The following is a 588-nucleotide window of genomic DNA, read 5'->3' on the forward strand; positions in this document are numbered from 1 at the left end:
ATCTTTATGCTTTAGTACCAACTCACCAACATCAGCACCGCGAGCGGTAACCATATTGATAACGCCATCAGGCAGACCAGCCTCTTTAAATATTTTCATCAGGAAGTAGGCAGTATAAGTCACCGACGAAGCTGGTTTCCAAAGCGCGGTATTACCCATAATAGCCGGAGCCGATGGCAGATTCCCAGCAATCGACACAAAGTTAAATGGTGTTACTGCAAAAACAAAACCCTCAAGTGGACGATAATCAGAACGATCCCAAATTCCTTTGGCATCTTCAGGTTGCATATCATAGATCATCTCAGCGAAGGCAACATTGAATCGGAAAAAATCAACCAATTCACAGACAGCATCGATCTCCGCCTGAAAAGCGTTCTTGCTATGCCCCAGCATTGTGGCGGCATTAACAATATTACGATATGGTCCAGCCAACAGATCGGCCGCTTTCAAAAATATTGCGGCGCGTTCCTCAAATGGCATATGTTCCCAATCATCTTTGGCTTTGGCACCGGATGCTATTGCATCATTGATCTCCTTCTGACCACCCTGATACCACTGACCAAGTTCCAACGAATGATTATGCGGTGC

1 protein-coding gene is annotated in these 588 nt (G+C 45.6%); it reads right to left on the reverse strand.

Annotated features, from left to right (window positions below; genetic code table 11):
* On the reverse strand, positions 1 to 588 hold a 588-nt coding region (locus GY843_RS08925; RefSeq protein ID WP_297308716.1), incomplete at both ends, for an aldehyde dehydrogenase family protein.

This window comes from Neptuniibacter sp., from assembly GCF_024231755.1.
Taxonomy (GTDB): domain Bacteria; phylum Pseudomonadota; class Gammaproteobacteria; order Pseudomonadales; family Balneatricaceae; genus Neptuniibacter.